Source organism: Opacimonas viscosa, assembly GCF_024199005.1.
Classification (GTDB): domain Bacteria; phylum Pseudomonadota; class Gammaproteobacteria; order Enterobacterales; family Alteromonadaceae; genus Opacimonas; species Opacimonas viscosa.
Genome location: NZ_JANATA010000333.1, coordinates 1 through 234 on the forward strand (window position 1 = coordinate 1; position 234 = coordinate 234).

Consider the following 234-nt stretch of genomic DNA (forward strand, 5'->3'; position numbering starts at 1 on the left):
TGTTCGTCTATTTCGCGATCGGAGTATATGCGTCTGAATGGATCAGATCTTCGGCGGTCAAGGCGCGCGCGCTACCGGTGATCGCATTGTGGATCGGGTTCCTCGGGCTCAGCATCGCTGCGCTGTCGGGAGGATTCGAGAAACTTCCTCTGGTCTACTTTTCCCTATCGGCCCTGTCCGCCTCGGCAATCATTGGAACGGTAGTTCTGGCCTCGAACGCGGGCAAGGCCAAGT

At 57.7% G+C, this 234-nt stretch carries 1 protein-coding gene; it reads left to right on the forward strand.

Features of this window, described 5'->3' with window-relative positions; genetic code table 11:
• On the forward strand, positions 1 to 234 hold a 234-nt coding region (locus tag NLF92_RS13815), incomplete at both ends, for a hypothetical protein (protein ID WP_254102852.1).